The organism is Paraburkholderia sprentiae WSM5005 (genome assembly GCF_001865575.2).
GTDB classification, from domain to species: Bacteria; Pseudomonadota; Gammaproteobacteria; order Burkholderiales; family Burkholderiaceae; genus Paraburkholderia; species Paraburkholderia sprentiae.
In genome coordinates this window covers 2405762-2430548 of record NZ_CP017562.2, presented here as the reverse complement: position 1 = coordinate 2430548, position 24787 = coordinate 2405762, and the positions used below count along the sequence as shown (strand labels likewise).

Here is a 24787-nt window from a genome sequence, read left to right as displayed (position 1 = left end):
CGGCCCACCTTGCAGCGAGGCATATCGAATGACGCAACCTCTTCTGACGATGCGCGGCATCGTCAAAGCTTTTTCCGGCGTGAAGGCGCTCGACGGCATCGATCTGAGCGTATCGCCGGGCGAATGCGTGGGCCTGTGCGGCGAAAACGGCGCGGGCAAATCGACGCTGATGAAGGTGCTGTCCGGCGTCTATCCGCACGGTACCTGGGACGGCGAAATAAGCTGGGAAGGCCAGCCGCTGAAAGCCGCGAGTGTACGCGACACCGAACGCGCGGGCATCATCATCATTCACCAGGAACTGATGCTCGTGCCGGAGCTGTCGGTCGCGGAAAACATCTTTCTCGGCAACGAAATCACGCTGCCCGGCGGGCGCATGAACTACGCGGCGATGTATCAGCGCGCCGACGAACTATTGCGCGAACTGGGCATCAGCGGCATCAACGCCGCGCAGCCCGTGATGAACTACGGCGGCGGCCATCAGCAGCTGATCGAGATTGCGAAGGCGCTGAACAAGCGCGCGAAGCTGCTGATTCTCGACGAACCGTCGTCGTCGCTGACCGCCTCCGAAATCGCCATTCTGCTAGACATCGTGCGCGATCTGAAGCGGCGCGGCATTGCCTGCGTGTACATCTCGCACAAGCTCGACGAAGTCGCGGCAGTCTGCGACACGATCAGCGTGATTCGCGACGGCCGCCATGTCGCGACCGAGCCGATGGAGGCACTGACGACCGAGCGAATCATCTCGCTGATGGTCGGCCGCGAGATCAAGAACCTGTTTCCGCGCGAGCCGCATCCGATCGGCGACGTGATCTTCGAAGCGCGCAACGTCACCTGTTTCGACGTGACGAATCCGCGCCGCAAGCGCGTGGACGACGTGTCGTTTTCGTTGCGGCGCGGCGAAATTCTCGGCGTCGCGGGGCTCGTCGGCGCGGGCCGCACCGAGTTGATGCAGGCGATCTTTGGCGCGTATGCGGGCATCAGCGAAGCGAGCGTCGTGCTCGACGGCAAACCACTGAAAATTCGTGCGCCGATCGACGCGATTCGCGCCGGTATCGCGATGGTGCCCGAGGACCGCAAACGCCATGGCATCGTGCCGGGCATGAGCGTCGGTCATAACATCACGCTGGCGGTGTTGCAGCGTTTCACGTCCGGCGGACGCATCGATTCGGCAGCCGAACTCGATACGATACAGACGGAAATGAAGCGGCTTTCCGTGCGTGCCGCGAATCCGATGCTGTCGATTGCAAGTCTGTCGGGCGGCAATCAGCAAAAGGCCGTGCTCACGCGCATGCTGCTGACCAACCCGACGGTGCTGATTCTCGACGAACCGACGCGCGGCGTCGACGTCGGCGCCAAGTACGAGATCTACAAGCTGATCTTCCAACTGGCGCAGCGCGGCATGTCGATCGTGATGGTGTCGTCCGAGTTGCCGGAAGTGCTCGGCATCAGCGACCGTGTGCTGGTAATCGGCGAGGGCGAGTTGCGCGGCGACTTCGTCAACGACGGTCTCACGCAGGAAGACATTCTCGGCGCCGCGATCCGCCCCGTGCATCTATCTTCGAACCCAACCGCAGCGAGTGCCGCATGACTCCCGAAGTAACTTCCCAACCCACCGACACGACCGCGCCGCGAAGCGCGTTCGGCGGCACGCAACGGATCCAGCAACTGTTTGCGCGCTACAAGATTCTCGCGCTGCTGATTGCCGTCGCGGTGATCTGGATTTTCTTTTCGGCGCTCACGCATGGCGCATTCGTCACGCCGCGCAATCTGTCGAATCTGCTGCGGCAGATGTCGATTACCGGCATGCTCGCGTGCGGCATGGTGTTCGTGATCATCGCCGGTGAAATCGATCTGTCGGTCGGTTCGCTGCTGGGCTTGCTCGGCGGCGTCGCGGCGATTCTCGACGTGAACCGGCACTGGCCGATCGGCGTGACGATCCCGGTCGTGTTGCTGCTCGGCATCGCGGTCGGCGTGTTCAACGGCTGGTGGTCGACGTATCGGCGCGTGCCGTCGTTTATCGTCGGGCTCGGCGGCATGCTCGCGTATCGCGGCATTCTGCTCGGCATTACCGGCGGGTCGACGATCGCGCCGGTGTCGGACAGCTTCGTATACGTCGGCCAGGGCTATCTGCCGCGGCTCGCCGGCGACACGCTCGCCGTCGTGCTGTTCGTGCTGCTGGCATTCCTGACGATCCGCCAACGCGCGAATCGGCAGCGTTACCAGCTGCGCGTCGTGCCGTTCTGGCAGGACGTCGCGAAAGTGATCGGCGCGGGCGCGATTCTCGCCGGCTTCGTCGCGATGCTCGACAGTTACGGCGGCATTCCGGTACCGGTGCTGCTGCTGCTCGCGCTGCTCGGCATCTTCACGTGGATCGCGACGCAGACGGTGTTCGGACGCCGCATCTACGCGGTCGGCTCGAACCTCGAAGCGACGCGGCTCTCGGGCGTCAATACCGACCGCGTGAAGCTCGCGATCTTCGCGCTGATGGGGCTGATGTGCGCGTTCGCCGGCATCGTCAACACCGCGCGGCTCGCGGCCGGTTCGCCGTCGGCGGGCTCGATGGGCGAACTCGACGCGATCGCCGCGTGCTTTATCGGCGGCACGTCGATGCGCGGCGGCTCCGGCACCGTGTACGGCGCGCTGATCGGTGCGCTCGTGATGGCGAGCCTCGACAACGGCATGTCGATGCTCGACGTCGACGCGTACTGGCAGATGATCGTGAAGGGCGGCATCCTCGTGCTGGCCGTCTGGATCGATGTGGTGTCGGGTTCGAACCGCCGTTGATCCGGTCGCATGATCGATTCAAGCGCAAGCTTCGCGGTGTGCTGGCGGTGGGTCGCGCTTGCACACCGTCGGCCGCGCGATCGCAGTTAATGAAACGCCCCACGACTTTCCCCCGCCGCTTTCGATTCCCGCCTTCGCACGCCGCACGGCCGCTTCAGGTCCGCGCGCGCATTTAAGTCTCACGCTCGCCGATCCGTCTTATTACTATTCGCAGACAAAGACGGGTGCGTCGGCGCTGTCGCCGCTTTCCTGTCGTCGAGCCAGCCGAGCGAGCCATGCCATGTTGACGCGCAGAACATTCCTGCTTGGCGGCGCTAGTGCGGTCGGCGGGCTGCTGGTCGGCTGGGCCGTGGTGCCGCCGCGGCAGCGCCTGATGACCTCGACGCCGCTGCCGACGCAAGGCTCGCAAGTCGCGCTGAACGGCTGGGTCAAGATCGACGCCGACAACCGCGTGACGATCATGATGCCCAAGGCGGAGATGGGGCAGGGCATCCATACCGGACTGGCGATGCTGCTCGCCGAGGAACTCGACGCCGACTGGTCGCAGGTGCAAGTCGAAGAGGCGCCGATCGACCGGATCTACAACGCGGTGCAGAGCATCGTCGACGATCTGCCGTTTCGCCCCGACGACGACAGCTACGTCCGGCGCGGCACCGTGTGGATCACCAGCAAGGCGGTGCGTGAGATCGGCACGATGATGACGGGCGGCTCGTCGAGCATGAACGATTTGTGGACGCCGATGCGCGAGGCCGGCGCGTCGGCGCGGGTGATGCTGATCGAGGCGGCGGCCGGGCGCTGGGATGTGCCGGTCCGCGAATGCCGTGCGGAAAAGGGCTACGTGCTGCACCCTTGGGGGCACAAGGCGACGTTCGGCGAGTTGTCGTCGATGGCTGCGCGCCAACCGCTGCCGCGCAGCGTCGTCTTGAAGCAGGCCGCCGACTTCAGGCTGATCGGCCAGCCCGTCCGACGCATCGAAGCCGCGTCGAAAATCGACGGCGCGGCGCGCTTCGGGATCGACGTGCTGCCCAACGATTTGCTCTATGCAAGCGTCGTGATGTGCCCGACGCTCGGCGGTACGGTCGCGCATTTCGACGCGACGCCCGCGCAAAAGGTGCCGGGCTTCATCAAGGCGTTGGCCGTGCCGCCGTACGCGGGGGGCACCGGCGGCGTGGCCGTGATCGCGGACAACGCCTATCGCGCGATGAAGGCGGTCGAGGCGATCAACGTGAGCTGGCATGACGGCGCGGCCGCGAAGGTGTCGAGCGCGGAGGTGGAGCGCCGCCTCGTCGACGCGCTCGACGATACGGACGCTCACGTGTATTTCCACAGCGGCAACGTCGACAACGCGATGAGTCGCGCGGCGCGCACGATCGAAGCGTCGTATCACGCGCCGTACCTCGCGCATGGCGCGGTCGAGCCGCTGAACTGTACCGTGCAGGTGTCGGACGGCGCGGCGAGCGTCTGGGTCTCGACGCAAATGCCGGGACTTGCGCGGCAGCATGTGGCGAAAGCACTCGGCATCGACGCCGATCTCGTCGATGTGCAGACGCAGTTGTCGGGCGGCGCGTTCGGCCGGCGCCTCGAACTCGATTTCATCGTGCAGTCCGCGGCGATCGCGCGCGAGGCCGATGGCCGTCCGGTGCAAACCATCTGGTCGCGCGCGCAGGACTTCACGCACGACTTTTACCGGCCCGCGTGTGCGGCATGGCTTCAGGCCGGCTTCGACGAGCACGGCAAGCTGGTGGCGTGGCATGCGAAGTCGGCGGGCCAGGCGATCGTGCCGGATGCGCTCGCGCGTTACTACGGCGTGCCGCACATCCCGATCGACAAGACCACCTGCGAAGGCGCGTTCGATCAGCCGTACGAGTGGCCAGCCGCGCGCGTGTCGCACAAGATCGTCGAATTGCCGGTGCCGGTCGGCTTCTGGCGCTCGGTCGGCCATTCGCATCAGGCCTTCTTCACCGAGAGCTTCACCGATGAAGCCGCCGCGGCCGCCGGCCAGGACCCGATCGCCTTTCGCGCGATGCTGCTCGCGCAGCATCCGCGTCATCTGGCGGTCCTCAAGCGTGTGGAGGCGATCTCGGCGTGGGGACATCCGCTCGAACCCGCCGCCGATGGCGCGCGCTGCGCGCGTGGCGTCGCGTTGCACGAGGCGTTCGGCAGCGTCGTCGCGCAAGTCGCGGAGGTGTCGATCGGGGCGAACCGGCAGATTCGCGTGCATCGCGTGGTGTGCGTGATCGATTGCGGCTTGCCGGTGAATCCGAACCTGATTCGTCAGCAGATGGAAGGCGGCATCGTGTTTGGGCTGTCGAGCGCACTGCAGAACCAGATTACGATCGTCGACGGTCAGGTGCAGCAGAAGAATTTCGTGGACTTTCCGGTCGTGCGGATGAACGTGTGCCCGGCGATCGAAGTCGACATCATGCCGAGTCAGCTGCATCCGCAGGGTGTCGGCGAGCCGGGCGTGCCGCCGGTCGCGCCGGCGGTGGCCAATGCGGTGTTCGCGTTGACGGGGCAGCGTTTGCGCACGCTGCCGTTACGGCTTGCATGACGGCTGACGCGGCGACTCAGGAGGCAAGCATGGCGGTACTCAACATCAACGGACGCAAGGTGAGGGTCGATGCCGATCCGGACATGCCGCTGCTATGGGTACTGCGCTGCGATCTCGGCATGACCGGCACGAAGTTCGGCTGCGGCGTGGGCATCTGCGGCGCTTGCACGATCAATCTCGATGACGCCGCGTGCTTCGCGTGTCAAACGCCGATGTCGAGCCTGCATGCGCAGAAGATCACGACGATCGAGGGTTTGCAGGGACGCGAGGCGCAGGCGCTGAAGGCCGCGTGGATTGAACTCGATGTGGTGCAGTGCGGTTATTGCCAGAGCGCGCAATTGATGGCGGCTTGCGCGTTGCTCAAGCGCAAGGCTGATCCGACCGACGCCGACATCGACGACGCGATGACGCCGGTGGTATGCCGTTGCGGCACGTACCCGCGGGTGCGGGCGGCGATACATCAGGCGGCGGCGACGGCCCGCAAGCGCTGAGTCACTCTCGCAGGCATGCCAGTCAAGGTGCTTTCATAGTCGACGCCGTCGACCCTGCCGACTTCGCCGCCGGCTTGGCCGCGACAGGCGTGGCCTTCAACTGCGGCGGCGTTTCGCCCGGCGTGCTCTGCCCGCCAACCTCCCACCCACCGCCAAGCGACAGGAACAGATTGACCTGATCGATCGCCACCTGGCCCTCCGCCGCCGCAAGCTGCGACTTCGCGGCCGTCAGCGTGCGCGTCGCGTCGAGATCGGAGATGAACGACTCGCGTCCGGCGCGATACAGACGATGCGTTTCATCCGCCGATTGCGCGGCCGATTTCAGCGCCGCGCGCAGCGATTCGGCGCGCGCGTAGTCGGACGCGTAGGTCGCGAGATTGGTTTCGGTTTCGCGCAGCGCGGTCAGCACCACGCCGTCGAACTTCGCGAGCGCGACCTGGCTCGACGCTTCCGCTTCGTGTACGCGCTGGCGCGCGCCATTGGTCGGGAAGGTCCAGCTGATGAGCGGACCGAAGGCCCAACGCGCCGTCGGTTGCGTGGGGATGTCTTCGAGAATCCCGGTGAAGCCCGCCGACGCGCCGATGCTGATGCTCGGATAAAGCGCCCCGGTCGCGACGCCGATGCGCGCCGTCGACGCCGCGAGCTGACGCTCGGCTTCGTGCACGTCCGGGCGGCGCCGCAGCAGCGCGGCGCCGTCGCCGATCGGAATCGGCTGGTGGATTTGCGGTAGCCGGTCGCAAGCGAGCACGGCCGGCGGCAATTGGGACGGCGCCTGGGCGAGCAGCATCGCGAGCCGGTATTGTGCGATCTTGCGGCGCGCGGCGTAGCGCGGAATGTCGGCCGTCAGATTCTCGACTTGAGTCTGGCCGCTCGTGACCGCGGTCTGGTTGCCGCGGCCCGCATCGCGCAGACGGCGCGACACATCCACGCGCTGCCTCTGTAACGCGAGCGATTGCTGCGCGATGCGCAGCTCCTCGGCCGCCGAGCATTGCTCGACGTACGAGCGCACCACGTCCGCGACGACGGTGATACGCGCGAGGTCGTCCGCGGCTTCCACGGCCTCGGTGTCCGCCGCCGCCGCTTCGACGCCGCGCCGCAGCTTGCCGAACAGATCGATTTCGTACGAGATGCTGACGCCCATGTCGCCTTCGTTGGCGACCGGCAGTTTCTCGGTGAGCAGATATTGCTCGGCCGATTCCTGCGCGCGCTCGATCGCCACCGACGCCTTGCCCGAAAAGCCGCCCTGCGCTTGGGCGATGCTCAGCGCCTCGCGCGAGCGCGCGAGATTCGCGGCTGCGACGCGCAGGTCGGTATTCGATTTCAACGCTTCGTCGACGAGACGGTTCAGCACCGGATCGTCGTACAGTTTCCACCAGACGGTCGGCGTGTTGAGCGGCGACGTCAGCCTGGAATCGGCGCCCTCGATCGCGCCGTTCGCCAGAGGCGCATTGACGAGCGCCTGTTTCGGCAGCGCGTAGTTCGGCCCGACGTTGATGCAGCCGTTCAGCGCGACGGTGATCGGCAATAACGGCAGCAGTGGCAGCAGCGACAAGCGCGGCGCCAGCGAGGACAAGGTACGCACGAACTTCATTGCGCTGCGCCCGATGGTGCGGAGGCCGTTGCCGGGGCCGACCGGGCCGACCGGGCGGACCCGGACACTACCGACGAACCCGGCGCCACCGGCGCAGCCGAAGCCGCGACCGCGCCGGATGCGCCGCCCATGCCCGACACGGCTCGTGTCCTGAGCGGCGACAGGTCACGCACCGATACGGTCGCGGTACGCCCCGCGATCAGGCGGAAATCAGCGGGTACTTCATCGAGCGCGACGCGCACGGGTATGCGCTGCGCGAGCCGCACCCAGCTGAAGGCGGGGTTCACGTTCGGCAGCAGATTGGCGCTTTGCGTACGGTCGCGGTCTTCGATACCGGCGACGATGCTCTGCACGTGCCCGCGCAGCGGCTTCGGCTCGCCCATCACGATGATGTCGACCGGCTGGCCGATGTCGATGCCGCGCAGCTTGGTTTCCTCGAAGTAGCCGTCGACCCTGAACGAATGCATGTCGACCACTGCGACCACCGCGCGGCCGGCCGTGACGAATTCGCCGGCGCGCGGCGCCCGGTCGTTCAGATAACCGTCGACCGGGCTTTTGATCGTCGAGCGTTCGAGGTTCAGCTTCGCGGTGTCGATCGCGACGTTTGCGTCGGCGAGCGCGGCTTCGCCCGCGTCGACACGCGAGCGGCTTTCTTCGAGCACTTCGGCGGCGACCAGGTTGCCGAGCTGACGGTTGCGCGCGTATTCGCGGCGCGCCTGATCGAGCGTCGCGCGGCGCTGCTGCGCCGTTGCCTCGGCCTGACGCAACGCGAGCGTGTAGCGCGCCTGATCGATCCTGAACAGCACCTGGCCCTGCTTGACCTGCTGGTTGTCCATGACCTCGACCGACGAAATCAGTCCCGACACGTCGGGCGCGACCTGGATCACGTCGGCGCGTACGTGTCCGTCGCGAGTCCACGGCGCGAACATGTAGTAGCTGACGAGTTTCCACAGCACGAATGCCGCGACCACCACGACGATCAGGGTCAGCAGGATCTGACCGATGGAGAACCAGGTTTTTTTCACGTTATGAGTCTGTGCGAAACGACGACGACAAGGCCCAGCACAAGCACATAGATGCCGAGATCGAAGATGGAGCGATGCCAGACGAAGCGGTAAAAGCCGGCGTGGTCGAGCACGGTGCGAATGCCGAGGTTGATCAGATACGCGATCAACATCAGGACCAGCACGGACGGTACGAACACGCCGAAAATATCGATTTCACCGATCATCGCGGCAGCTGGGAAAGTGGGGATTGGGGTGCGCAAGCGGGCGCAAGCAGGGGCGCACGAATGGGTGCATCACGCGGCGGCCTCCGGTTCGGTCGGCGTTGGTTTCGTGAGCGTCGCCGGAAACAGCGAAAGACGCAAGCCGACCAGCGCGTGCAGCGCGTCGCGCAGCAGGCGCGCCGAGGTTTGCGAGGTCTCGGTCGGCGCAGCGGCGTTGGCGAGCCCCTGCGCGGTGACGCGCGCGACGGCCACATCGATCGACGACATCAGGCTGTCCGGCACCGGCTGGCGGTGGCGTCGATCGACGCAGCTCTCGTAGTATGTACGCACTCCATCGAGCACGTGGTCGATCGCGCCGGCCGCTTCGCCGCCGAGCTTGCGTGTGAGGCGCCGCAGATCGAGCGCATTGAACGCGATGCGCAAATCGCGGAAGCTTTCGATCGACGGATGGCGGTAATCGTCGGTGGCCGCCAAGCGTGGGATCAGCTGCATGAGCCGGTCGAGCATGCGCGCGGAGAGATTGCGCTGATCTTCGATCGGCCGCGTCGACGCAGTCAGCGCGACGTCGGCCCAGCTGGAGCGCAGCAGGCGCGCCGCGGCGAGCTCGGCGCCGAACGGGCGCGTCACGCGGGTCCACAGGTAGGCATAGAGCAGGCCGGCGAGGCCCGCGAGGTTGGCGTTCAGGAACGTCAGGAAGTTCGCGTCGTACGCGTCCTGAATGCTGATGAAGGTGGCCGTGTTCACCGCGACCAGCACCGTCACCATATTGAACTGCGGGCGCGGAATCAGCGTGCCGACCAGAATGAACGGCGCGGAGAACAGGATCACCAGCATCGGGAAGTCGTGCACCTTCGGCAGCACGACGAACAGATAGAGGCCCGCGGCCACCACGCTGACGGCTGTCGCGAGGAAGAAGCGGAACACGAACGGCGCGGGCTCGTCGAGCGCGGCGAAGAAGCAGCAGGCCACGGCCGCGAGCGTGACCGCGCTCGCGCCGTCGTTCCAGCCCGAGGTGATCCACAGCGCGCACGCCAACACCACGGCGGCGCCCGCCGACACGGTCGCGAACAGCATCATGCCGCGATCGTAGAAGCGCTGGGTGCCGCCGAGCCGCCAATGACGAAAATGCGGTCGCCACGTACCTTCCTCGCGCGTGATGATGATGCGCAGCGAGCGGCAGTCCTGCCACACGTCGATGACTTGCCCCAGCCGCCACAGCGCATTCGACAGCAGCGCGCCGTCCCAATGCGTGAGCGCGGCGGCGGGCGGCCGCATCGCGGCGATGCGCTGGCGCAGCGCGTTGGCGGTTTCGTCCGCGTGATAGCCCTCGCTCGGCGCGGGCAGCGGCCGGTTGAACCACTTGATCACGTCGTCGATCAGCGTCCGGAGTCCTTCGGGCCAGTGCTGCGGCCCGTTGTTGTACAGCGCGAGCAGCGGATCGGCGAGCGACGACATGATCGGCAGCAGCAACTGCATGCGCCCGCGTAGCTCATGTGCGCGCGCGAGCACGTCGGGGCGGGTGTGATCGTAGGCGAGCTGGCTCAGCAGCAACTCGAGACCGTTGATCGTGCTCGCGAGCCGTTGCCGCGCGCCGGAAATCGCCGAGCTCGCGATGCGGCCCGACAGCGTTTCGGTCGCATAGAACGCGGCGTCGCGAAACCATGCATCGGTGCGCTCGATGATCGTCGGCGCGAGCCGGCTCGGAAACACCGCGCTGCCGACGATGCTCGCGCAGACGATGCCGAGAATGATCTCCTCGGTGCGGCTGACGGCGAGATCGAAGACGCCGGTCGGATTCGTCACCGACGGCAGCGCGATGATCGGCATCGTATATGCAGCCAGCATGAATACGTAGCTGCGCGCGGTGCGGTCCGACACCGCGAGGTAGAGCATCGTGCCGGTCCACGCCGCGACGACCATGCTGAACAGGTACGGCGATTCGACGAACGGCGGCACCAGCAATACCGCGCCCGACGCGCCGAGCGCGGTGCCCAGCGCACGATAGATCGCCTTCGAACGGGTCGCGCCGACGAACGGGTTCGACACGATGTAGACGGTGGCCATCGCCCAGTACGGCCGCGGTAGTTCGAACGCGAGGCCGATGTAGAGCGCGAGCATCGCCGCGGCGAAGGTCTTGACGGAGAACAGCCAGTCGCGAAGAGTGGGATAGACCATGAACCGTTACGCGGAATCGGCGTTGTGCGGCGCGGTGGTTCGCGCGCCGCGCTTGATGGACTTGCGCGCCTTGACGGGGCCGCGCGATTGGCTGGCCGCTTTTACAGCGCTTTTGCCGCTCGTCGGTTTGACTTTGCTGCCAGGCTCGTCGCCTTTGGCGGGCTTGCGCTTCGCCGACGATGTGCGCTTCGTCGGCTGTTGGCTGGCCGATCCCGCGCGCGCCGGCTGCCCGCGTGGGTTGTGCGTGTCGCGCTCGATGCCGCCTGATTCGGCGCGTCCGGCGGCATCGGTCGTGAATGCGTCGAACACGCGCAGGGCGGCTTCGAGATCGTCGCGCGAAACGCCTTTGAGCGCCTGCGCACGCAGTGTCACCAGCTCCTCTTCCATCTTCGCGGTGACGGCGCGGCCTTCGTCGGTCAGTACCACGGTTTTCGCGCGGCGGTCTTCAGGGTCTTCGTCGCGGCGCATCAGGCCGGCCGCGCACAACTGGTCGAGCAGCCGCACGAGCGATGGCCCCTCGATGCCGACGTGATCGGCGAGGGTGACCTGACGTACCGCCGAGCCGAGCCGGCTGGCGGTCAGAAGCGGCGTCGCGCACGCTTCGGAGACGTTGAAGGCCGCGAGCACGCCATGACTCGTGCGCCGCCACTTTCGGGCGGCGACGACCAGCGTGCTGCTGACAGTGCGGCGCAGCGCATCGAGATTCGACATGGCCGGTATTGTATTTCCAAAACATTCGTTAGCAAGCTATTCAATTGGAAATACTTGATTCACGCGGCCAGCCCGACCCGCACCGTGCGCGCCAGATCGTCGAGCTGGAACGGCTTGCGCAGAATCGTACAATGCTCGATCGCGAGATCGGCAATGTCGACGTCGGCATAACCGGTGGCGAGGATCACCGGCAGGTCGGCACGCAGCTTGCGGGCCGCGGCGATCACGTCGATGCCGTTCATGCCCGGCATCGCGAAGTCGACCATCAGCAGATCGGGTTGGTCGTCGACCAGGCGGTCAAGGCCGGCCTGGCCGTCGGCGGCCTCGGTCACCGTATAGCCCAGCATGCGCAACGATTCAACCAGCATCGCGCGCACTTCGCTGTCGTCCTCGACCACGAGCACGCGCTTGTCACCGACCGCGTTCGCTTCCGCGTCGGACTCGGCTTCGCTGTGCGCGGCCACGCGCTGGCGCATCGGTAGCCAGATCTGCACCGTGGTGCCGACGCCTTGTTCGCTGAAGATGCGCGCGGCGCCGCCGGCCTGCCGTGCGATGCCATACACCTGGCTCAGGCCGAGCCCGGTGCCCTTGCCCACCGGCTTGGTCGTGAAGAACGGATCGAATACGCGCGACACGACATCGGGCGGAATGCCCTCGCCGGTATCGGACACTTCGATCACGACATAGCGGCCGTGCTTCAGCGCCCGGTCGGGCGCGTCGCGCAGGCTCACGTGAATGTCGAGGCGGCCGCCGCCCGGCATCGCGTCGCGCGCGTTGATCGCGAGATTGAGGACCGCGAGCTCGAGCTGATTCGCGTCGGCTTGAGTCCACATTTCGTCGCGCTCGAAGTGGTTGCCATAGCGGATGCCCGAGCCGAGCGACACGGCGATGATGTCGCGCATGCCTTGCAACAGCGCGACGACGTCGATCGCTTTCAGGTTCGGGTTGCTGTTGCGCGAGAAGGTCAGCAACTGGCCGGTCAGTTTCGCGCCGCGCTCGGTCGCGCGCTTGACGGTCGCCGCCATGCCGCGCAGGCGTTCGTCGCCGCACACGCGCGCGATCAGCTCCGCGTTGACCATGATCACGTTCAGCAGGTTGTTAAAGTCGTGCGCGATGCCGCCCGTCAGCTGGCCGAGCGCTTCCATCTTCTGCGCCTGCACGAGCACGGCCTGGACTTTCGCGCGCTCGTGGATCTCGGCCATCAGCCGGTCGTTGGCTGACGCAAGCTCATGGGTGCGCGCGGCGATGCGGCTTTCCAGCGAATCGTTCAGCTGCTCCAGCGCGTCCTGTGCCTCGATGCGCTCGGCCAGCAGCCGCCGGGATTCATATTGCCGCCCGCGTGCCCGCAACGACGACGCCACCGCGCGCCGCAATGTTTCTGAATTGAGTGGGCGCTCGAGCACTACCACGTTGCCGAGCCGTTCGAGCACGTCGCGCCCGCGCGCGGATCGATGACCGGCACTGCGCGCGCCGAGCAGGATGATCGGGAAGTCGGACCATGCGGGCTGCCGTTCGAGCCACGCAAAGAGACCCGAGCCGTGGCCGTTCGCCAGCGCTTCCTCGGTCAGCAGCGCTGCGCCCGCGCCGATGTCGAGCTCGGTGGTGAGCGCGTCGGCGTCGTTGCAGGTCACACAGGCGTGAGCGTCGTTGTGCAGCACAGCGGCGATCACGTCGGCGTCGCGGCCGAACGGCGCAAGGATGAGGACCCGCTGCTCCATCGCTCACCGTCCCGATGTATCGATTAGACGGTTCGTCGAGCCGAGCAACGCGGTGCTGCCGCGATACGAGGGCAGGCCCGACAAGACGCCCTCGAAGTCACGCAGCGCTTCGCCGATCTCGATGCCTTCCGCGCGAAGGCGGAACTGGCGGATCGTGCGTTCATGATCGTTCGCGCGGCTCTTCACGGCGGTCACCGCGGTCAGCACTTCGCCGTGGTGCTCGAAATAGCGGAACAGCAGGACCACGTCGCTCAGGTAGCTGATGTCGATCTCGGTCTGCACTTCGCCGATGATGCCGTGCTGCCCGAGCACGAGCATCGTGATCACGCCCTGCTGATTCAGATAGCCGAGCAGCTCGTGCATGTGCAGCAGCAGGTAGCGCTCGCCGGGCATCGCCTGCAGATAGGCGTTCAGGCTGTCGATTGCGACGTAGCGCACGCGCTCGTTTTCGACCGCGTCGCGCAGGTCGCTCGCCAGTTCACCCGGCGAGATTTCTGCGGGATCGATCTGGCGCAGCGTCAGCAGACCGCTGTCGACGTGCGGCGTGAGATCGATGCCGAGCGTCGCGCAGCGCGTGACCAGGGTGCTGAGCGTTTCGTCGAACACGTAGTACGCGCAACGCACGCCGCGTTGGAGCGCGGCAAGCAGACACGACACGACAGTGGTGGTTTTGCCGACACCCGACGGGCCGATGATCAGCGAATTAGTACCGGGGACGAGCCCGCCGCCGAGCAGCGCGTCAAGGCCGGGCGTGCCGGTGCTGATCGGGTTCGTGTCGAATTCGCTGTGATGCTCGGCGGCGACGAGGCGCGGATAGACGCGCAGGCCGCCGGTGTTCAGCGTGAAGTCGTGGTAGCCCTCGCGGAATTTGATGCCGCGCATCTTCGCGATGCGGAGGCGGCGGCGAGTCCCGCCGTAGTCATGGGCGACGTTGTCGAGGCTGATCACACCGTGCACGATGCTATGAAGCTGGATGCCGGCGCTGCCGCCCGTCGTATCGTCAAGCAGCAGCACCGTGCACTCGCGCGTCGAGAAATGGCGCTTGAGCGCGAGAATCTGCCGACGGTAGCGCAGCGGGTTTTCCGCCAGCAGCCGTAGTTCCGACAGGCTGTCGAGCACGATGCGCGCGGGCTTCAGTTCGTCGACGTGCTGGATCACGTTACGCACGCTTTCGCCGAGTTCGACTTCGGCCGGGTGAAGCACGGTCTGTTCGTATTGCGGTTCGAGCCCTTCTTCGGGCAGCTGTTCGAGTATCGTGAAACGGCTTAGATCCCAGCCGTGGCTCGCGCCGATCGCGAGCAATTCAGCACGGGTTTCGGACAGCCCGATGTACAGGCCGGTCTGCCCTTCGTCGAGGCCTTTCAGTAAGAATTGCAACGCGAAGGTGGTTTTGCCCGTGCCTGGCGCGCCCTCCACGAGGTACATGCGGTTCGGCGTGAAACCGCCGCCCAGGATGTCGTCGATTCCTTCGATGCCCGACGAGAGGCGGGCGGGGGTAGGGGCGGCGATAGTGGTCGACATGATGTTCGAAATGACGTCGGCAATGGCTTCGATCGAAATGGCGCGATGTCGCGGCCGGTATGGCCGTCGGCAATTTGTGTGCCGCCCCGCGTCGTTTGAATAAGCGGACGCTCGCGCGCATGGGCATGAAGCGTGCTGGCGAATGCGAGGCTCGCTGCGAGCCTTTTCGGCGGCACTTTAGAGCTTCACGCTCGACATGAAAACCTATCGACTCTCCGCTTTTGCGTTCACCGTGGCATCGCTCGCGGCGCTGCTGTCGGGCAACGCATCCGCCGACGATAGCCCTAGACCTTGCGCCGCGCTGAAACGGATCGTGGCTGCGGCGCCGGACGGCTTCGCCTCGCTCACGGCCGACGACGGCAAAGGCGTCGCGCAACCCTATGGCGACGACGCGCAATGTTCAGGCGCGCATCGCAGTTTCCAGTGCACGTGGACGCCGCATCAGGCGGCGGGCTCGAACGCGGATGCATTAGAAGCAGTCGCGGCCGACATCGCGTCGTGCCTGCCCGACGCGACGCATGATCAGAATTCGCCGGGACGTCAGCACTTTTATCTCGGTGCGAAGGATCGACGCACCGAGATCACGCTGACGCCCGAGGGGTCCAACAGGTTGCGGCTCGTGGTGTCGGGCAGGTAAGCGACGTCTTGGTTCATACCATGGTGGCGGGCCACCATGTCCAGCCGCGTCGTGAATGGCGTAATTCAACGAGCGACAACGGCGCGATCTCGATGCGACAAAACACGACCGGCGATGCACCGACAGCATGCACGATTGCCGCGCGCAGGAGCGGCGTGTGTGTGATTGCGACGATGGTTCGGTGGTGCGTCGAGACGCGGAAGGCTGCTTCGTTGACGGCATTGCATGAACGCACGTCCGCCTGCTGCGCGTCGAGCCATTCTCCAATTCGACGCACGAGTTGACCGAACGATTCGCCGCCGGGCGGCGCAGCGTCGGGCTCGCATGTCCAGGCGGCGAGTTCGTGCGGCGCTTCATCGGCAATATCCGCGAGACGTTGGCCGCGCCATTTGCCGTAGTCGATATCCGCCAATGCGTCGGCGGCCGTTGCGCTCAGACCGAGCGCCGTGGCGGTGTCACGCGCGCAGCGGGCAGGGCTGGTGAATATGGCGGCGTCGGCGGGAAGCGCGAGATGTTTGCGCGCCGCTTCGGCTTCGGCGCGCCCGCGCGCGTCGAGCGGATCGTCGGCGGGGAAGCGGCCCGCGCGCTGCGCGGCCGTTGCCGCATGGCTCACCAGTAATAGTCGCGTATCCATTCTTTGCCTTTGCGCCGTTTCGCACTTGCCTCGACGGCTCCATCGGCTCGCAGCGCGCGTTGAGGGGGCTCGCCGTCGCGGATGCCGCAGTTTAGCGCGTAGAATAGTGGCGCTGCGAAGCACGGAAGCCGGTGAGAACCCGGCGCGGTCGCGCCACTGTAATCGGCATTGCAATCTACAAGAGCCGAAAGCCAGACCTGGGCTTCGCATCATTCCTCTGCAATCGACTTTCGGGGCGCGTTACCCTCAGGAGATGTCCATCATGACCGAAGCTGTCTTCGATCCCGCCGCCCAACCGGCGGCCCAGCCCACTCCCATTCCTTTGCGCGAACTGTTGCCGTGGGCGGCATTCGGCGCTCTGTTGCTGCTCGCGCTTTACTTCGTTGGTGCGGAAGAGGGGGCGACGTCGCTCGTACCCGGCATGGTCGTGCATGAGTTCGTGCACGACGGCCGCCATCTGCTCGGCTTTCCCTGCCACTAACGGAGTTCGGCATGGTAGGTAAATTGTTAGTGCGGGGGATGCTCGCGGGTATCGTCGCGGGCTTGCTCACGTTCTCGTTCGCGCGAATCGTCGGCGAACCGCAGGTCGATCAGGCGATTTCATTCGGGGAAAAAGCGGCCGCAGCGCGCGGCGAAGCGCCCGAGCCTGAAATCGTGAGCCGCGAGACGCAGGCAGGCCTCGGCCTGCTGACCGGCGTCGTTACCTATGGCGCGGCATTCGGCGGCCTATTCTCGCTGGTGTTTGCGTATTCGTATGGACGGGCTGGGACCTTGAGCGTGCGCGCACTGTCAGCGTGGCTCGCGCTCGGTGCGTTCATTGCGCTCGTGATTGTGCCGAATATCAAGTATCCGGCCAATCCGCCGTCGGTGGGCGATCCGGAGACGATCGGCACGCGCACGGGCTTATTCTTTCTGACAATCGCGATTTCGCTTGTAACGATGGTGTTTTCGCTGAAGGTGCGGCGTCGCGCGGCGGCGAAGCTGGGCGCGTGGAACGGTTCGATCGTCGCGGGGCTCATGTTCGCCGCGATCATCGCAGCTGTGCAACTGTCGATGCCGGTGATCAATGAAGTGCCGGCGGCATTCCCGGCTGTACTGCTGTGGAAGTTCCGCGTCGCGGCGATCGGCATGCAGGTGATCATGTGGACGACGATCGGGCTGCTGTTCGGTGCGATGGTCGAGCGCAGCGCTTTTATGCGTACGAATGCGCATGTGACGAGGAAGTCTGTCTGAATAGCAGCGTGACGCGCGGCCGCGCTTTGCGCGCAACGGGCGAGAACGGTTTTGCTTCAAGTACTTGGCGCGGTTGTGGAGCGGTTATCCACAGGCTTGCGAACATTTTCTGTGGAAAAGCTGCTGAGTGGTTTTTCGCAATGCCACTCTTCTCTTCCTTTCCGGCGACAAGCCGGCAAATAGATCGGACGTCTAAGCAATCGAATTTTCGCACGACGTTGCTCAATTTTTAAGCTCTTCAACTTTTTAGAATAAATTGCGAGAAGGGTATTGACGGAACATGGGCCGCTCTCCATAATCTCGCCTCTCTGCTGCTGATGCAGCGACGCCAGACGAGGCGGTGCCGGGTAGCTGTAATGCCGGTACGGCGGGTTGGGCGGACCGATCTTTAAAAACTAACAGCCGATAAGTGTGGGCGCTTGATGCGCAATGCGGCAGCGGGTTCTGCGGAATCTGCTGTCAGGCAGAAGTATCAAGAAGCCTCACACAGTATCAGAGGAAGGTTGATCTGTCGGAAGACGGATTGATCATCGTCAGTACGTTGAGTGAGCGACCGGTTCAGAGATGGACCGAAAACAGTAACAGGTTTGAACTGAAGAGTTTGATCCTGGCTCAGATTGAACGCTGGCGGCATGCCTTACACATGCAAGTCGGACGGCAGCACGGGGGCAACCCTGGTGGCGAGTGGCGAACGGGTGAGTAATACATCGGAACGTGTCCTGGAGTGGGGGATAGCCCGGCGAAAGCCGGATTAATACCGCATACGCTCGGGAGAGGAAAGCGGGGGATCTTTCGGGACCTCGCGCTCAAGGGGCGGCCGATGGCAGATTAGGTAGTTGGTGGGGTAAAGGCCTACCAAGCCGACGATCTGTAGCTGGTCTGAGAGGACGACCAGCCACACTGGGACTGAGACACGGCCCAGACTCCTACGGGAGGCAGCAGTGGGGAATTTTGGACAATGGGGGCAACCCTGATCCAGCAATGCCGCGTGTGTGAAGAAGGCCTTCGGGTTGTAAAGCACTTTTGTCCGGAAAGAAAGCATCCCTGTTAATACCGGGGGTGGATGACGGTACCGGAAGAATAAGCACCGGCTAACTACGTGCCAGCAGCCGCGGTAATACGTAGGGTGCGAGCGTTAATCGGAATTACTGGGCGTAAAGCGTGCGCAGGCGGTGCTGTAAGACCGATGTGAAATCCCCGGGCTTAACCTGGGAACTGCATTGGTGACTGCAGCGCTGGAGTATGGCAGAGGGGGGTGGAATTCCACGTGTAGCAGTGAAATGCGTAGAGATGTGGAGGAACACCGATGGCGAAGGCAGCCCCCTGGGCCAATACTGACGCTCATGCACGAAAGCGTGGGGAGCAAACAGGATTAGATACCCTGGTAGTCCACGCCCTAAACGATGTCAACTGGTTGTCGGGCCTTCATTGGCTTGGTAACGAAGCTAACGCGTGAAGTTGACCGCCTGGGGAGTACGGTCGCAAGATTAAAACTCAAAGGAATTGACGGGGACCCGCACAAGCGGTGGATGATGTGGATTAATTCGATGCAACGCGAAAAACCTTACCTACCCTTGACATGTATGGAATCCTGGTGAGAGCCGGGAGTGCCCGAAAGGGAGCCATAACACAGGTGCTGCATGGCTGTCGTCAGCTCGTGTCGTGAGATGTTGGGTTAAGTCCCGCAACGAGCGCAACCCTTGTCCCTAGTTGCTACGCAAGAGCACTCCAGGGAGACTGCCGGTGACAAACCGGAGGAAGGTGGGGATGACGTCAAGTCCTCATGGCCCTTATGGGTAGGGCTTCACACGTCATACAATGGTCGGAACAGAGGGTTGCCAAGCCGCGAGGTGGAGCCAATCCCAGAAAACCGATCGTAGTCCGGATCGCACTCTGCAACTCGGGTGCGTGAAGCTGGAATCGCTAGTAATCGCGGATCAGCATGCCGCGGTGAATACGTTCCCGGGTCTTGTACACACCGCCCGTCACACCATGGGAGTGGGTTTTACCAGAAGTGGCTAGTCTAACCGCAAGGAGGACGGTCACCACGGTAGGATTCATGACTGGGGTGAAGTCGTAACAAGGTAGCCGTATCGGAAGGTGCGGCTGGATCACCTCCTTTCCAGAGTCGAGCATTGCTCGCGTCAAGTGCTCACGCTTATCGGCTGTGGTTAAGAAAGCAACGCAGACAGGCTCAGGGGTCTGTAGCTCAGCCGGTTAGAGCACCGTCTTGATAAGGCGGGGGTCGATGGTTCGAATCCATCCAGACCCACCATCCTTGTCTGTGGTGCGGGGCCGGGGGAGTGTGCCCGGGTCTGTGTGGGGCCGGGGGGATTAGCTCAGCTGGGAGAGCACCTGCTTTGCAAGCAGGGGGTCGTCGGTTCGATCCCGTCATCCTCCACCAATCCTCAATGCCAAGGGTTCAGCGCGAAGTGAGGCTGAGTACTTGGCATTGGCGATTGAGCCAGTCAGCGCGGTACGCGATGGAATGTGATACCGGCTGTCGTTCTTTAACAATCAGGAAGAAGTAGTAAGGAGATTCACGAAAGCGTGCCTGGAGATGGGTGCGTGAGTAGGTGAATCAGGGTTGTGATTGTATCGATGTATTTTAAAGGTGATCGAGAGATCGCCTTGGAATACGGCGCAACACGAATACTCAACCTGTAGCGAGTGCGTCTATCCCCTGCGGGGATGGGAGCCACGTAAGCGCCAGGGCGCTAGCGTGGGTCGACACAGAGACACACCCGTTATAGGGTCAAGCGAACAAGTGCATGTGGTGGATGCCTTGGCGATCACAGGCGATGAAGGACGCGGTAGCCTGCGAAAAGCTCCGGGGAGCTGGCAAACGAGCCTTGATCCGGAGATGTCCGAATGGGGAAACCCGGCCCGTATGGGTCATCCTGAACTGAATCCATAGGTTCAGCGAAGCGAACGCGGTGAACTGAAACATCTAAGTAACCGCAGGAAAAGAAATCAACCGAGATTCCCAGAGTAGTGGCGAGCGAAATGGGACCAGCCTGTACTCTTTATTTGTAGTGCTAGCCGAACGCTCTGGAAAGTGCGGCCATAGCGGGTGATAGCCCCGTAGGCGAAAGCATTATGAAAGAACTGGGTGTACGAGAAGTAGGGCGGGACACGTGAAATCCTGTCTGAAGATGGGGGGACCATCCTCCAAGGCTAAATACTCGTGATCGACCGATAGTGAACCAGTACCGTGAGGGAAAGGCGAAAAGAACCCCGGGAGGGGAGTGAAACAGATCCTGAAACCGCATGCATACAAACAGTCGGAGCCTTTGAAAGAGGGTGACGGCGTACCTTTTGTATAATGGGTCAGCGACTTACATTCAGTGGCGAGCTTAACCGATTAGGGCAGGCGTAGCGAAAGCGAGTCCGAACAGGGCGTCCAGTCGCTGGGTGTAGACCCGAAACCAGGTGATCTATCCATGGCCAGGTTGAAGGCACGGTAACACGTGCTGGAGGACCGAACCCACTAACGTTGAAAAGTTAGGGGATGAGCTGTGGATAGGGGTGAAAGGCTAAACAAACCTGGAAATAGCTGGTTCTCTCCGAAAACTATTTAGGTAGTGCCTCGTGTATCACCTTCGGGGGTAGAGCACTGTCATGGTTGTGGGGTCCATTGCGGATTACTACGCCATAGCAAACTCCGAATACCGAAGAGTGCAATCACGGGAGACAGACATCGGGTGCTAACGTCCGGTGTCAAGAGGGAAACAACCCAGACCGCCAGCTAAGGTCCCCAAATATGGCTAAGTGGGAAACGAAGTGGGAAGGCTAAAACAGTCAGGAGGTTGGCTTAGAAGCAGCCATCCTTTAAAGAAAGCGTAATAGCTCACTGATCGAGTCGTCCTGCGCGGAAGATGTAACGGGGCTAAGCCATATACCGAAGCTGCGGATGCACATTTATGTGCATGGTAGGAGAGCGTTCCGTAAGCCTGCGAAGGTGCACTGGAAAGTGTGCTGGAGGTATCGGAAGTGCGAATGCTGACATGAGTAGCGATAAAGGGGGTGAAAGGCCCCCTCGCCGTAAGCCCAAGGTTTCCTACGCAACGTTCATCGGCGTAGGGTGAGTCGGCCCCTAAGGCGAGGCAGAAATGCGTAGCTGATGGGAAGCAGATTAATATTTCTGCACCATTGTGAAATGCGATGGGGGGACGGATCGCGGAAGGTTGTCCGGGTGTTGGAAGTCCCGGTCGCTGCATTGGAGAGGGTGCTTTGGCAAATCCGGGCACAGGACTCAAGGGTGTGGCGCGAGCTTCTTCGGAAGCGAAGCAACTGGAAGGGGTTCCAGGAAAAGCCTCTAAGCTTCAGTTTCACAGTGACCGTACCGCAAACCGACACAGGTGGGCGAGATGAGTATTCTAAGGCGCTTGAGAGAACTCGGGAGAAGGAACTCGGCAAATTGGTACCGTAACTTCGGGATAAGGTACGCCCTGCTAGCCTGACTGGCCTGCGCCAGAAGGGTGAAGGGGTTGCAATAAACTGGTGGCTGCGACTGTTTAATAAAAACACAGCACTCTGCAAACACGAAAGTGGACGTATAGGGTGTGACGCCTGCCCGGTGCCGGAAGATTAAATGATGGGGTGCAAGCTCCTGATTGAAGTCCCGGTAAACGGCGGCCGTAACTATAACGGTCCTAAGGTAGCGAAATTCCTTGTCGGGTAAGTTCCGACCTGCACGAATGGCGTAACGATGGCCACACTGTCTCCTCCCGAGACTCAGCGAAGTTGAAGTGTTTGTGATGATGCAATCTCCCCGCGGCTAGACGGAAAGACCCCATGAACCTTTACTGTAGCTTTGCATTGGACTTTGAACCGGTCTGTGTAGGATAGGTGGGAGGCTGTGAAGCGTGGACGCCAGTCTGCGTGGAGCCGACCTTGAAATACCACCCTGATCTGTTTGAGGTTCTAACCCTGGTCCGTGATCCGGATCGGGGACAGTGCATGGTAGGCAGTTTGACTGGGGCGGTCTCCTCCCAAAGTGTAACGGAGGAGTACGAAGGTACGCTAGGTACGGTCGGAAATCGTGCTGATAGTGCAATGGCATAAGCGTGCTTGACTGTGAGACTGACAAGTCGAACAGGTGCGAAAGCAGGTCATAGTGATCCGGTGGTTCTGTATGGAAGGGCCATCGCTCAACGGATAAAAGGTACTCTGGGGATAACAGGCTGATACCGCCCAAGAGTTCATATCGACGGCGGTGTTTGGCACCTCGATGTCGGCTCATCTCATCCTGGGGCTGTAGCCGGTCCCAAGGGTATGGCTGTTCGCCATTTAAAGAGGTACGTGAGCTGGGTTTAAAACGTCGTGAGACAGTTTGGTCCCTATCTGCCGTGGGCGCTGGATATTTGAAGGGGGCTGCTCCTAGTACGAGAGGACCGGAGTGGACGAACCTCTGGTGTACCGGTTGTCACGCCAGTGGCATCGCCGGGTAGCTATGTTCGGAAGAGATAACCGCTGAAAGCATCTAAGCGGGAAACTCGCCTTAAGATGAGATATCCCCGGGGCTTCGAGCCCCTTGAAGGGTCGTTCAAGACCAGGACGTTGATAGGTCAGGTGTGCACGTACAGTAATGTACTGAGCTAACTGATACTAATTGCCCGTAAGGCTTGATCCTATAACCGGTGTGTGTCGGCAGCCGTTAGCGCTTCAGCGCTTATGGATGCCCCACCCTGCGCAACGCGCAGGGTCTTATGCAGACCCCACACGGTTGAGACCGGTGTTGTGCCAGAAACACCACAACCCCCCACACGAATCCCTTACGCTTCTTCCCGATTGGCTGTGGCGCGCCCGGCTGGCTCCAGCCCCGCGACGCAGCAACCCGTCATGCCTGATGACCATAGCGAGTCGGTCCCACCCCTTCCCATCCCGAACAGGACCGTGAAACGACTCCACGCCGATGATAGTGCGGATTGCCCGTGTGAAAGTAGGTAATCGTCAGGCTCCCCAGCACCTCAGAAACCCCACCCGCCGCGGTGGGGTTTTTGCGTTTACGCGGCCGTCACCGGCATGAACGTCGGTGGCATTCCGCTCGCCGAGAACAACCATGGCTCACGGCTGATGGCGCTGCTCGTCGCCGGCTTGACCGGGCTGACAGGCTGGTGGGTGTTTCGCCGCAGTCGATCTGCCCCGTTCTTCACGAGGCAAACCCGCCGGCGTGATTCAAGCCTGAGCATGCCCGTCTTCGAATACGCTTCGCAACGATTCAAAGAGGGCAACTACTCGTCGATTGCTCCAGTGCGTTATTCGAGCGCGGCAGCCGGCCCGAAGAACTCGTAACGGCTCTGCGATTCCGGCACGCCGATCGCCTTCAGGCCTTTCTTGATCGCCTTCATGAACGCGACCGGTCCGAGGAAATACACGTCGACGTCACGAGTTTGCGGCAGCCACTTCTTCAGACTCGCTTCGTCGACATAACCGACTGCGTGCGCATCGGCATCGCCAGTACGGCGCTGCTCGTAGCAATAGAAGCGCTTTAGTTGAGGATGGCGCGCGGCCAATGCATCGATCGCGTCGCGGAATGCATGCGCGCCGCCATGACGGGCCGCATGAATGAAATGCACCGGACGCTCGGTCTTCAGCGCGGCTTGCAGCATCGCCATCGTCGGCGTGATACCGACGCCGCCGCTGATCAGCACCAACGGCTTGTCGCCAGGTTGCAACGTAAATTCGCCGGCCGGCGCGAACACGTCGAGCGTGTCGTTTTCGTTGATGTGCTCGTGCAGATACTTCGACACGGTACCGTTCGGTTCGCACTTCACGCTAATACGATATTCGCGGCCATCGCTCATCGCGGACAGCGAATAGTTGCGACGGACTTCTTCGCCGTGGATCGATAGACGTACGCCAATGTACTGCCCCGGCTGAAACGCGAGCAATTCGCCGCCGTCATCGGGACGCAGATAGAACGACGTGATCTCGTCGCTTTCACGCACTTTGCGCGCGACGCGGAACAGCCGCGTGCCGCGCCAGCCGCCGGCCGCTGCTTCACTTTCGGCGTAGATCTTCTCTTCGAGACTGATCAGCAGGTCGGCGAGTTGTTGATATGCGGCGGCCCATGCTTCGATCACGGCATCGGTCGCGACGTCTGCGCCGAGTACTTCGCGAATCGCGCGCAGCAGGCACTTGCCGACGATCGGATAGTGCTCGGGCTGCACGTTCAGCGACACATGCTTGTTGATGATCTGCGCGACGAGGCCGCCTAGTTGCTCGAGCTGATCGATATGACGCGCGTACATCAGCACGCCGCTGGCCAACGCGCGCGGTTGGGCGCCGCTTGCCTGGTTGGCCTGGTTGAACATCGGGCGCACTTCCGGATGCTCACTGAGCATCAGATTGTAGAAGTGCGTGGTGAGCGCCTCGCCGCCGCTTTCGAGAAGCGGTACGGTTGCTTTGATGATGGCGCGGTGTTCGGCGGATAGCATAATTTGAGTCCTGATGAAAGTCCGATGAGCGTCTGTCTATCAGCCCGTGTCACAGCCGGTTGCGCAGACCG

17 protein-coding genes, 2 tRNA genes, 3 rRNA genes and 1 riboswitch are annotated in these 24787 nt (G+C 62.9%); of the genes, 13 read left to right on the top strand and 9 right to left on the bottom strand.

Translation table 11 applies throughout. The features are described from left to right. Nucleotides 1-28: 28 nt before the first annotated feature. The 4 genes from xylG to BJG93_RS27770 all read left to right on the top strand — a co-directional run bounded on the left by xylG (nt 29) and on the right by BJG93_RS27770 (nt 5826). The gene (gene xylG / locus BJG93_RS27785) at nt 29-1588 is read left to right on the top strand and encodes a D-xylose ABC transporter ATP-binding protein (protein WP_027195271.1); all 1560 of its coding nucleotides are present in this window, start codon (nt 29-31) and stop codon (nt 1586-1588) included. Beyond that, nucleotides 1585-2784 (top strand): sugar ABC transporter permease, encoded by a 1200-nt coding sequence (locus tag BJG93_RS27780; RefSeq protein WP_027195270.1) that lies wholly within the window; start codon nt 1585-1587, stop codon nt 2782-2784. Before xylG ends, BJG93_RS27780 begins: the two co-directional genes overlap by 4 nt. Before the next feature lie 280 nt (nt 2785-3064). After that, nucleotides 3065-5335 (top strand): xanthine dehydrogenase family protein molybdopterin-binding subunit, encoded by a 2271-nt coding sequence (locus tag BJG93_RS27775; protein ID WP_027195269.1) that lies wholly within the window; start codon nt 3065-3067, stop codon nt 5333-5335. A gap of 29 nt (nt 5336-5364) precedes the next feature. Next, nucleotides 5365-5826: a (2Fe-2S)-binding protein gene (locus BJG93_RS27770; protein WP_027195268.1), complete on the top strand. Its 462-nt coding sequence runs from the start codon at nt 5365-5367 to the stop codon at nt 5824-5826. A 22-nt stretch (nt 5827-5848) separates the two neighbouring features. Here BJG93_RS27770 and BJG93_RS27765 read toward each other — a convergent pair whose 3' ends face one another. From BJG93_RS27765 to BJG93_RS27735, 7 genes are all read right to left on the bottom strand, one after another. Beyond that, nucleotides 5849-7417, bottom strand: coding sequence for an efflux transporter outer membrane subunit (locus tag BJG93_RS27765; RefSeq protein ID WP_027195267.1), 1569 nt, complete (start codon nt 7415-7417; stop codon nt 5849-5851). Further along, nucleotides 7414-8442, bottom strand: coding sequence for an efflux RND transporter periplasmic adaptor subunit (locus BJG93_RS27760; RefSeq protein ID WP_027195266.1), 1029 nt, complete (start codon nt 8440-8442; stop codon nt 7414-7416). The genes BJG93_RS27765 and BJG93_RS27760 overlap by 4 nt, the downstream gene beginning before the upstream one ends. Continuing rightward, nucleotides 8439-8648 (bottom strand): DUF1656 domain-containing protein, encoded by a 210-nt coding sequence (locus BJG93_RS27755; RefSeq protein WP_027195265.1) that lies wholly within the window; start codon nt 8646-8648, stop codon nt 8439-8441. Before BJG93_RS27755 ends, BJG93_RS27760 begins: the two co-directional genes overlap by 4 nt. Nucleotides 8649-8717: 69 nt before the next feature. Further along, nucleotides 8718-10820: an FUSC family protein gene (locus BJG93_RS27750; protein ID WP_027195264.1), complete on the bottom strand. Its 2103-nt coding sequence runs from the start codon at nt 10818-10820 to the stop codon at nt 8718-8720. A gap of 6 nt (nt 10821-10826) precedes the next feature. Beyond that, nucleotides 10827-11531 (bottom strand): MarR family winged helix-turn-helix transcriptional regulator, encoded by a 705-nt coding sequence (locus BJG93_RS27745; protein WP_027195263.1) that lies wholly within the window; start codon nt 11529-11531, stop codon nt 10827-10829. Nucleotides 11532-11590: 59 nt separating this feature from the next. Next, entirely contained in the window at nt 11591-13249 is a 1659-nt protein-coding gene (locus BJG93_RS27740; protein WP_027195262.1) for an ATP-binding protein, read from the bottom strand. 3 nt (nt 13250-13252) lie between these two features. Then, entirely contained in the window at nt 13253-14770 is a 1518-nt protein-coding gene (locus tag BJG93_RS27735; RefSeq protein WP_027195261.1) for an ATPase domain-containing protein, read from the bottom strand. Nucleotides 14771-14966: 196 nt separating this feature from the next. Between BJG93_RS27735 and BJG93_RS27730 the strand changes: the two genes are divergently transcribed. Beyond that, on the top strand, nt 14967-15407 hold the full coding sequence (locus BJG93_RS27730) for a hypothetical protein (RefSeq protein WP_027195260.1): 441 nt from the start codon (nt 14967-14969) through the stop codon (nt 15405-15407). A gap of 13 nt (nt 15408-15420) precedes the next feature. On the opposite strand, the gene BJG93_RS27725 is transcribed toward BJG93_RS27730, so the two are convergent. Beyond that, a complete protein-coding gene (locus BJG93_RS27725) occupies nt 15421-16041 on the bottom strand; it encodes a histidine phosphatase family protein (protein ID WP_027195259.1) in 621 nt (206 codons plus the stop codon). Nucleotides 16042-16113: 72 nt separating this feature from the next. Beyond that, nucleotides 16114-16262, top strand: a riboswitch (cobalamin riboswitch). A gap of 41 nt (nt 16263-16303) precedes the next feature. On the opposite strand from BJG93_RS27725, the gene BJG93_RS27720 reads away from it, so the two are divergent. From BJG93_RS27720 to BJG93_RS36535, 8 genes are all read left to right on the top strand, one after another. Beyond that, a complete protein-coding gene (locus BJG93_RS27720) occupies nt 16304-16522 on the top strand; it encodes a CbtB domain-containing protein (RefSeq protein ID WP_027195258.1) in 219 nt (72 codons plus the stop codon). A gap of 11 nt (nt 16523-16533) precedes the next feature. Then, a complete protein-coding gene (locus BJG93_RS27715; protein ID WP_027195257.1) occupies nt 16534-17274 on the top strand; it encodes a CbtA family protein in 741 nt (246 codons plus the stop codon). A gap of 589 nt (nt 17275-17863) precedes the next feature. After that, nucleotides 17864-19396, top strand: a 16S ribosomal RNA gene (locus BJG93_RS27710). Nucleotides 19397-19472: 76 nt separating this feature from the next. Continuing rightward, nucleotides 19473-19549: transfer RNA gene (locus BJG93_RS27705), tRNA-Ile, on the top strand. 53 nt (nt 19550-19602) lie between these two features. Then, a tRNA-Ala gene (locus BJG93_RS27700) sits at nt 19603-19678 on the top strand. 349 nt (nt 19679-20027) lie between these two features. Then, a 23S ribosomal RNA gene (locus tag BJG93_RS27695) occupies nt 20028-22909 on the top strand. Between the two features lie 212 nt (nt 22910-23121). Next, nucleotides 23122-23235: ribosomal RNA gene (gene rrf / locus BJG93_RS27690) — 5S ribosomal RNA — on the top strand. Together the 16S, 23S and 5S rRNA genes with 2 tRNA genes alongside form the textbook arrangement of a ribosomal RNA operon. Before the next feature lie 66 nt (nt 23236-23301). After that, nucleotides 23302-23571 carry a hypothetical protein gene (locus BJG93_RS36535; protein WP_034478021.1) on the top strand — a complete coding sequence of 90 codons (270 nt, stop codon included), beginning with the start codon at nt 23302-23304 and terminating at the stop codon, nt 23569-23571. Here BJG93_RS36535 and hmpA read toward each other — a convergent pair. Next, nucleotides 23535-24716: an NO-inducible flavohemoprotein gene (gene hmpA, locus BJG93_RS27680; RefSeq protein WP_027195256.1), complete on the bottom strand. Its 1182-nt coding sequence runs from the start codon at nt 24714-24716 to the stop codon at nt 23535-23537. The two genes, BJG93_RS36535 and hmpA, sit on opposite strands and share 37 nt — an antisense overlap. Nucleotides 24717-24787: the final 71 nt, after the last annotated feature.

Coding starts and splice junctions, on each gene's coding strand:
- xylG (WP_027195271.1), top strand. CDS start 29: ATGACGCAACCTCTTCTGACGATGCGCGGCATCGTCAAAGCTTTTTCC.
- BJG93_RS27780 (WP_027195270.1), top strand. CDS start 1,585: ATGACTCCCGAAGTAACTTCCCAACCCACCGACACGACCGCGCCGCGA.
- BJG93_RS27775 (WP_027195269.1), top strand. CDS start 3,065: ATGTTGACGCGCAGAACATTCCTGCTTGGCGGCGCTAGTGCGGTCGGC.
- BJG93_RS27770 (WP_027195268.1), top strand. CDS start 5,365: ATGGCGGTACTCAACATCAACGGACGCAAGGTGAGGGTCGATGCCGAT.
- BJG93_RS27765 (WP_027195267.1), bottom strand. CDS start 7,417: ATGAAGTTCGTGCGTACCTTGTCCTCGCTGGCGCCGCGCTTGTCGCTG.
- BJG93_RS27755 (WP_027195265.1), bottom strand. CDS start 8,648: ATGATCGGTGAAATCGATATTTTCGGCGTGTTCGTACCGTCCGTGCTG.
- BJG93_RS27750 (WP_027195264.1), bottom strand. CDS start 10,820: ATGGTCTATCCCACTCTTCGCGACTGGCTGTTCTCCGTCAAGACCTTC.
- BJG93_RS27745 (WP_027195263.1), bottom strand. CDS start 11,531: ATGTCGAATCTCGATGCGCTGCGCCGCACTGTCAGCAGCACGCTGGTC.
- BJG93_RS27740 (WP_027195262.1), bottom strand. CDS start 13,249: ATGGAGCAGCGGGTCCTCATCCTTGCGCCGTTCGGCCGCGACGCCGAC.
- BJG93_RS27735 (WP_027195261.1), bottom strand. CDS start 14,770: ATGTCGACCACTATCGCCGCCCCTACCCCCGCCCGCCTCTCGTCGGGC.
- BJG93_RS27730 (WP_027195260.1), top strand. CDS start 14,967: ATGAAAACCTATCGACTCTCCGCTTTTGCGTTCACCGTGGCATCGCTC.
- BJG93_RS27725 (WP_027195259.1), bottom strand. CDS start 16,041: ATGGATACGCGACTATTACTGGTGAGCCATGCGGCAACGGCCGCGCAG.
- BJG93_RS27720 (WP_027195258.1), top strand. CDS start 16,304: ATGACCGAAGCTGTCTTCGATCCCGCCGCCCAACCGGCGGCCCAGCCC.
- BJG93_RS27715 (WP_027195257.1), top strand. CDS start 16,534: ATGGTAGGTAAATTGTTAGTGCGGGGGATGCTCGCGGGTATCGTCGCG.
- BJG93_RS36535 (WP_034478021.1), top strand. CDS start 23,302: ATGAACGTCGGTGGCATTCCGCTCGCCGAGAACAACCATGGCTCACGG.
- hmpA (WP_027195256.1), bottom strand. CDS start 24,716: ATGCTATCCGCCGAACACCGCGCCATCATCAAAGCAACCGTACCGCTT.